The organism is Bradyrhizobium cenepequi (assembly GCF_020329485.1).
Taxonomy (GTDB): domain Bacteria; phylum Pseudomonadota; class Alphaproteobacteria; order Rhizobiales; family Xanthobacteraceae; genus Bradyrhizobium; species Bradyrhizobium cenepequi.
Window position 1 is genome coordinate 1 of record NZ_JAGKJI010000105.1, and the last position, 6,680, is coordinate 6,680.

10 protein-coding genes are annotated in these 6,680 nt (G+C 62.0%); 8 read left to right on the forward strand and 2 right to left on the reverse strand.

Going from position 1 to position 6,680, the window contains the following annotated elements:
* From J6497_RS39900 to J6497_RS41455, 5 genes are all read left to right on the forward strand, one after another.
* Positions 1-255 (forward strand): transposase (locus tag J6497_RS39900; protein ID WP_312010459.1); only part of this gene is annotated, 255 nt, incomplete at its 5' end.
* A 375-nt stretch (positions 256-630) separates the two neighbouring features.
* Complete coding sequence (locus tag J6497_RS39905) at positions 631-1,554, forward strand: metallophosphoesterase (RefSeq protein ID WP_225709626.1); 924 nt, start codon at positions 631-633, stop codon at positions 1,552-1,554.
* A gap of 67 nt (positions 1,555-1,621) precedes the next feature.
* Complete coding sequence (locus J6497_RS39910) at positions 1,622-1,837, forward strand: hypothetical protein (RefSeq protein WP_225709627.1); 216 nt, start codon at positions 1,622-1,624, stop codon at positions 1,835-1,837.
* Between the two features lie 8 nt (positions 1,838-1,845).
* Positions 1,846-2,028 (forward strand): type II toxin-antitoxin system RelE/ParE family toxin, encoded by a 183-nt coding sequence (locus J6497_RS41840; protein WP_312010460.1) that lies wholly within the window; start codon positions 1,846-1,848, stop codon positions 2,026-2,028.
* A 26-nt stretch (positions 2,029-2,054) separates the two neighbouring features.
* Positions 2,055-2,132, forward strand: coding sequence for a hypothetical protein (locus tag J6497_RS41455; RefSeq protein ID WP_283846067.1), 78 nt, complete (start codon positions 2,055-2,057; stop codon positions 2,130-2,132).
* An 88-nt stretch (positions 2,133-2,220) separates the two neighbouring features.
* On the opposite strand, the gene J6497_RS39920 is transcribed toward J6497_RS41455, so the two are convergent.
* Positions 2,221-3,828, reverse strand: a complete 1,608-nt coding sequence (locus J6497_RS39920) for an oleate hydratase (RefSeq protein WP_225709628.1) — start codon at positions 3,826-3,828, stop codon at positions 2,221-2,223.
* A gap of 208 nt (positions 3,829-4,036) precedes the next feature.
* Between J6497_RS39920 and ybgC the strand changes: the two genes are divergently transcribed.
* Entirely contained in the window at positions 4,037-4,486 is a 450-nt protein-coding gene (ybgC, locus tag J6497_RS39925) for a tol-pal system-associated acyl-CoA thioesterase (protein ID WP_225709629.1), read from the forward strand.
* A 104-nt stretch (positions 4,487-4,590) separates the two neighbouring features.
* On the opposite strand, the gene J6497_RS39930 is transcribed toward ybgC, so the two are convergent.
* Positions 4,591-5,514 (reverse strand): AraC family transcriptional regulator, encoded by a 924-nt coding sequence (locus tag J6497_RS39930; RefSeq protein WP_225709630.1) that lies wholly within the window; start codon positions 5,512-5,514, stop codon positions 4,591-4,593.
* Between the two features lie 167 nt (positions 5,515-5,681).
* Here J6497_RS39930 and J6497_RS39935 point away from each other — a divergent pair, with 167 nt between their 5' ends.
* Together J6497_RS39935 and J6497_RS39940 are read left to right on the forward strand one after the other, a co-directional pair.
* Positions 5,682-5,942, forward strand: coding sequence for a hypothetical protein (locus J6497_RS39935; RefSeq protein WP_225709631.1), 261 nt, complete (start codon positions 5,682-5,684; stop codon positions 5,940-5,942).
* A 211-nt stretch (positions 5,943-6,153) separates the two neighbouring features.
* The coding region (locus J6497_RS39940; protein ID WP_225709632.1) for a methyltransferase family protein at positions 6,154-6,680 on the forward strand (527 nt) is incomplete at its 3' end.

The following is a 6,680-nucleotide window of genomic DNA, read 5'->3' on the forward strand; positions in this document are numbered from 1 at the left end:
GGCATCAAGCCGCGGCTGATGTTCCGGCCCAACAAGCATCATCCCCTGACCGAGCGGCAGAAGCGCTTCAACGACGCGGTGGGACGGCGCCGCGCGCCGGTCGAGCAGGTCTTCGCACGTCTCAAGGGCGTCTACCGCTGGGCGCGCGCCCGCTATCTGGGCCTGAGACGCAACCAGACGCATCTGCGTCTTATCTGCCTCGCCATGAACCTCAAACGATGGGCGGTGCTGCAGCCCGTGGGAGCTGCGGCGTGACCGCCACCGCCCGCTGCCATCGGACGGCCCTGAAAACGCGGCCCTCAACCCTCGCGTACCGCCTGAGGCAGCGCAAAAAAATGCCTGACATCGGCTGCCACTCCCGCTCAGCCAATTAAGCAAAGCTCTCGCAAGCGGGAGAGGTCGGCGCGAAGCGCCGGGTGAGGGTTCTCTCCACACGCTCGGACAGCATGAATCGCGGAGACACCCCACCCCAGCCCTTCCCCGCGAGCGGGAGAAGGAGGGCAGCGCGGTTGTGGACGCAGTTTCGTCCGTTCACATCCTCGTGCACGCGATCCCCTGACAATCTGCACGAGCGCACCGCAATTCCGCTTCAATCGCACCCCATCAACGGGTGGCATCACAATCAACATCATGTTCTCACGGCGTCAGTTCTTCAGCTCCATCGGCGGTTTGACCGCCCTTACGGCGTCGACCTCAGCCTATGGCTTTGGCGTCGAGCCGGTCTTGCGGCTCCGCGTCACGCGCTACCATCTGACGCCGGCGCGATGGCCGGCGGATTTCCCGCTGAAGATCGCCGTGATCGCCGATCTGCACGCCTGCGATCCCTGGATGTCGCTGGAGCGGATCGAGGCGATCGTCGCGCGTACCAATGCACTTCAGCCCGACGTCATTGTCATGCTCGGCGACTATGTCGCCGGCCATCGCCATGTCACCCGCTTCATTCCAGCAAACGAATGGGCCGCGGTGCTGGCGAACCTCAAGGCGCCGCTCGGCGTGCATGCGATCCTCGGCAACCACGATTATTGGGAAGACAGGACCGTGCAGCGCGAGGGGCAGGGGCTGACGGTGGCGCATCGCGCGCTCGAAGCCAGCGGCATTCCGGTCTACGAGAACGACGCGAAGCGGCTGACCAAGAACGGCCGTCCGTTCTGGCTCGCCGGCCTCGGCGATCAGCTCGCCTATATGCCGGCGCGGCGTTTCCGCCCCGTGCGCCGCATCGGTGTCGATGATCTCGGCGCGACGCTTGCGAAAGTCACCGACGATGCGCCACTCATCCTGCTGGCGCATGAGCCTGATGTCGCGCTACGGGTCCCATCGCGCGTGACGCTGCAATTGTCCGGCCATACTCATGGCGGTCAGGTCCGCCTGCTCGGCTGGTCGCCCGCGGTGCCGCCGCGGCATGGCGTCGAGCTCGCCTATGGCCACCTCCGCACCAATTGCGACGTCATCGTCTCCGGCGGGCTCGGCTGCAGCATCTTGCCATTCCGCATCGGCGTTCCCCCGGAGATCGTGCTGGTGACGCTCGGCAAGAAGGCCGGACCGGCGGTGGCATAGCAGTTCAAAGACGCAATCATCTATCGCCGGTCTGTGCATCGTCCTCAAATCGGACTATATTGCCTTTATGAGTTCTGCCATTGAGAAAGCCGTCGAAGCGCTTGAGTTGCTGCCTGAGGAAATGCAGGAGTCAGCGGCGGCTTATCTGTTGTCTCAGGCCAGGAAGTTCCGTGCTTTGAAGGATGCCATCGACGAAGGAATGGCTGACGTCGAAGCTGGGCGTGTTGTTCCCTGGGATCTCGAGGATTTTCTTAAGCAGGCCCGAAGCCAAGCGAAGCGATAGGAACAGACGTGCGGATCGTTGTATCCTTCCGCGCTCGCTCGGACATTCTCGACATTCATTCGTATCTTTCAGAACGCAGCCCTGCTGCGGCCGACCGAATGCTGGCGCGGATTTCGCAACGGTTCGATGAGCTGCGCGAGTTTCCATTTCTCGGACCGGACCGGAGCTATGAGCATCGCTTCGAGGACTGAGGATCGATGGCTACATTGCCTTCTACCTGGTTGACGACAATCGGATCACAGTCGTCCGTGTTCTTGATGGCCGCAGGGATATCGAGAAGGAATTGTCGAAGTGAGTTTCTCCCCTGCGGCACGGGCATCTGACGCAGCCTGACGCCGCCGCGCAAGCGCCGTTGCGCTTGCGCTCCGATAATTGTCACGTCCTCAATGGGCCAGCGTCTTGGCCGCGTCGAACAACACGTTCAGATCGTACTGCGCCTTGTAGAGCGGCGAGACCTCCTTGTCGAGACCGAGCAGCGCTATCACCGCTGTCTGCGCCGAACGCACCGAATATTCCACGGTGAACACGACATCATCGGGAATCTCGCAATATTGTCCGATGAAAGCGAGATTGGTGGTGCCGGGCGGCTTGACCGGCGGCCGATCGCCCTTCACGCGCGGCATGAACTGGCTGGTGATATAGGGCATCATGCAGGGGATGCAGTTCGAAGTCTTGAGGATCAGCTCCTTGTGCGCCTCGAAGCGCAGATGGCCGAGCAGCTCGGTCAGGATCTCCTCACCGCTGCATTCCGACATCTTCTTCTTCACGAAGTTGCCGACCTGATCGACGAACAGGCCATAGCCCCAGAACACCTTGATAGTGTCGGGCTGTCCGATGAAATGCGGTTGCGCGGCTAGCACCACCGACATCAGCCAGTTCGAATCGGTGAAGGTGACGAGACCGCCGGTGCCGGCGACATTGCCGGTGAACTTCTCCATCAGCTCGAAGAAGGTCGGATCGCGCATCGTCACCGTGAACGACAGCCATTTCGATTCATCGACCTTGCCATTGAAAACCGAAGGCCGCCCGAACCGGGCGTCCTTGGCAGCGAGCTTTTCCCATAGCGCCCAGGAATGGTCGGTCTTGCCATCCTTGGCCAATAGTGCTGCCGGCTGCGTCATTGAGCCGAGGTTCGAGGCCGTCGTCATTGATCCGTTGGTGACGAACACGAGATCGTCGGCACCGACCGTGATGATTTCCGGCTTGCCGTCGCGGACGCAATGCAGCCGCTCGACACCCTTGCCCTTCGGACCGTAGACGAAGTCGAGATCGATGACGGCGGTGCCCGTCTGCAAGTTCACGCCCTCCGCCTTCAGCCAGTTCGTCACCGGCAGCACGATCGAATCGTACTGGTTACAAGGCGTGCGGCGAACGCCCCCGAGGGTGTGGATGCGGGGAAACTCCTGAATGAAGCGATGCAGATAGCGCTTCAGTTCGACCGCGCTGTGCCACGGCTGGAACGCAAATGTCGTGACCCACATGTACCAGAAATTGGTGGTGAAGAACGACGGCGAAAACACATCCTCGATCCGCTTGTCGCCGAGGGAAGCTTCCGAGGTCGCCATGATCTCGATCAGGTCGAGGCGATCCTGGTTGGAAAATCCCATATTGGTGACGTCGACCTTCTGGCCGCCGCGCACCAGCCGCGCATGCGAATGCGGGATGTGCTTCTCGTTGAATTCGTAGATCTCCTGCTTGACCGTTTTGGCCGGATCGCACAGCGACGGGATGAACGACAGCAGATCGAATGTGCAGGTGTAGGCCTCATAGGTGAACATTCGGCCGCCGCGAATGACGTAGCCCTGATCCGGCGAGCCGGCGCCATCGAGGCTGCCGCCAGGCAGCGGCGTCTCTTCGAAGATGGTGATATTGCGCCCCTTCAGGCCGCCGTCGCGGATCAGATAGGCGGCGCTTGCCAGCGAGGCGATCCCGCCACCAACCAGATAGGCCTTGGTTTCGCTTCGTTGAGCGGATCGATCGGTGTTTGCCATGATATGTTCGCCTTTGTGGGATCAGGACAGGTCGTCGGCGACGTGCGCTGGAGGGGCTGAGGCTGGAGCCTTATCGCTTGCATCTGCCGGATAGGCCGTGGCGAGATGTCCGGTCTTGACCTCAATCAACTTGAATTCTCGTCCGACGTTGACGTCGGCCCCTTGCGAGGGCATGTCACGATCAATTGATTATTTCCGAGGTCGAACGGTGCAGACAGCTCATCTCGACGGCGAGATCCGCGATGGCCGCCATCACATGCAAGTCCGTGTCTACTATGAGGACACGGATTTCTCGGGCATCGTCTATCATGCCAATTATTTGCGCTTCATGGAGCGCGGCCGCACCAACCACCTGCGGCTGATGGGCGCCGAGCAGCACGCGCTGTTCGCGGAAACAGAGGTGGAGACGACGGGCTTTGCGTTCGTCGTGCGCTCGATGGAGATCGACTTCCTGCGGCCGGCACGGATGGATGATGTGCTCGACGTCGTGACCTGGCCGATCGCCGTAAAGGGCGCCTCGATCACGCTGGCGCAGCAGGTGCAGCGCGGCGAGGAGGTGCTGGTCAAGGCGCAAGTGCGCGTCGCCTTCATCAGCGAGGGCAGGGCGCAACCGATTCCGAAAGCGCTGCGGCTCTTGCTGAAGGCCGATGTGGCCTGACGATCGCGTCCCAATCCGCCGTCGTCCCGGCCTTGAGCCGGGACCCATAACCACAGGGAGTGGTTGTGTGGCGAAGGCGTCGACCCGATCGTTTCACCGATAGATCACGCGGTATGGGTCCTGACGCGCGCGACCAAGGACCGGTCATCAAAGCAGCGGCCAAACTGGCGTGGGGTCAGTCCGGTTACCTCTCGGAAGCGGGCGGAAAAATGGCTTTGGCTGCCAAAGCCGCAGGCCTGTGCCACGTCGGACAACGGAATCTTGCCTGCTGCAAGAAGCCGCTTGGCACGCTCGGTACGTCGCCGCAACACGTAGCGATAGGGGCCAAAGCCAGTCGAGCGTTTGAAGGCATGGGCGAAGTGATAGGGGCTCAGACCGGCCACGGCAGCCAGGTCCTCAATCGTCAGGTCCTGCTCCAGATGGGCTTCGACATACTCCTGCACCCGCCGCAGAACGACTGGCGCCAGACCCCCGCGGATGAGGAGCGCTCTCGGCGGGCGTTCGCTGCAGCGGGCCGCGAGGTAGGTGGTCAGCATTTCGCCAGCCTGAGTTAGGGCGATGCGGTCAGCCGGCTCCTCCCACGACAGCGGCAGCACCATGGAGCGGATAATGTTTTCGAGCGCCGGATCGCGTTGGAGGCCCTCTTCGCGCAGGCTTATCAGGCTGGGGTCGGCATCGAGCGTCTCCACCACCCGGGATTCAAACACCGGCATCGGGATGTAGAAGTGGAGAAGCCGGCCTTTCCCGGCAGCTTCCCAAGCGGTCGGCGCGCCGGCCGGCACAACCCAGAGGCTGCTTTCGCCATGGATGGGGTCGTAGCTGCGTCCGCGCAGCCGGCGAAAGCCCGCACCCCCGGCGACCCAAAAACTGAGCGTGTGGTGATTGGCCGGGTTGTAGCGGTAATGCCCGCGTCCCGCCCGCTCCCAAAGCGCGGCCGCCAAGCCCTCCCCGAAGCGTGTCGAGGCCTGCAAAGGAACACCCGACTGCCGCAAATGGCTGAAGATGGCGTAGTCCTGCAATCGCAACATGGCAAAGTCAGGTAAACAAAATCTCTGCCGACCAGCAAGACCGCGGCCCATTCCGCAGCAAGATCAGAACAAAACCCGGAGCTTTTGGACTGACAGCGCCGCGGTGCCTGCGCTATGCGTCGGCCTGGCGGAGGGCTTCGCAGAGCGAGGAAAGAACATGCAGTTACTTGGCGACGCAATTGCTGTGCATGGCGGCGAAGCTGAACATCGCCGACGAACTGGCCGGTGGGCCGCAAACCCTCGAGGAACTCGCGCGAATGGCTGGAAATGGGAGGCTGAAATGCCTCGAGCTGAAACTCGCGTCGATTCACTCGTCGAGAGTGCGACTACTTGGATTTGTGTTGAAGGCCACAAACGTGGCTTTCAAGGCTTGGCAATTGACCGTCTCCAGACGTCGGGCAATCGTGGATTTGCCCCCGAGCGGCTGACGGACATCGGTTATGCCAAGGCCCCAGCGGCAGTGCTTGAAGTCACGCCAGGTTTAGTCACGAACTTGATATCGATGGGGTAAGCCGACCGCCGGTCCATTTCAGCCGTAACCGATTGTCCGAAGCCCGAAATCACCCCGTCAACTTGGCCTGCTGAGATTCAGCGGGCTTGGAACCCGCGCGGTCCGTCTGTCATGGGAGGAGTGAAATAATGCGCACGCAGGAGCTTCCTTCCGCCGTCCCGCTGATGGCGCTTGCGACCGGTTTCTGGGCCTTCAAGACCCTGGCTGCAGCACACGAGTTGGGCCTGTTCAGCCGCCTTGCGGGCGGCGCCGGCATCACGGTTGCGGAGCTGGCGGAAGCGCTCGGTCTGCATCCACGCCCGGCCGAGATGCTGTTGACCGGCTGCGCTGCACTCGGGCTCCTGGAGAAAACGGACGGCCGCTATCGCAATACGCCCCTGAGTGAAGCCTATCTCGTGCGCGGCAAGCCGTATTACTTCGGTGGCTTCGTGCAGATGGCCGACAAGCGGCTCTACGCGGGCTGGGGCAAACTTACCGAAGCGCTGCGCACGAACCGGCCAACCACGTGGGACCCGGCAGTGCAATCCTCGATGTTCGACGGCGAGGATCCAACGATGCTGGCACTCTTCTGGGAGGCGATGCATTCGCTCTCCACGATGACCGCGCGCAAGCTCGGCGAAGCCGTGGATCTCAGTCATTTCCGCCGCCTTCTGGA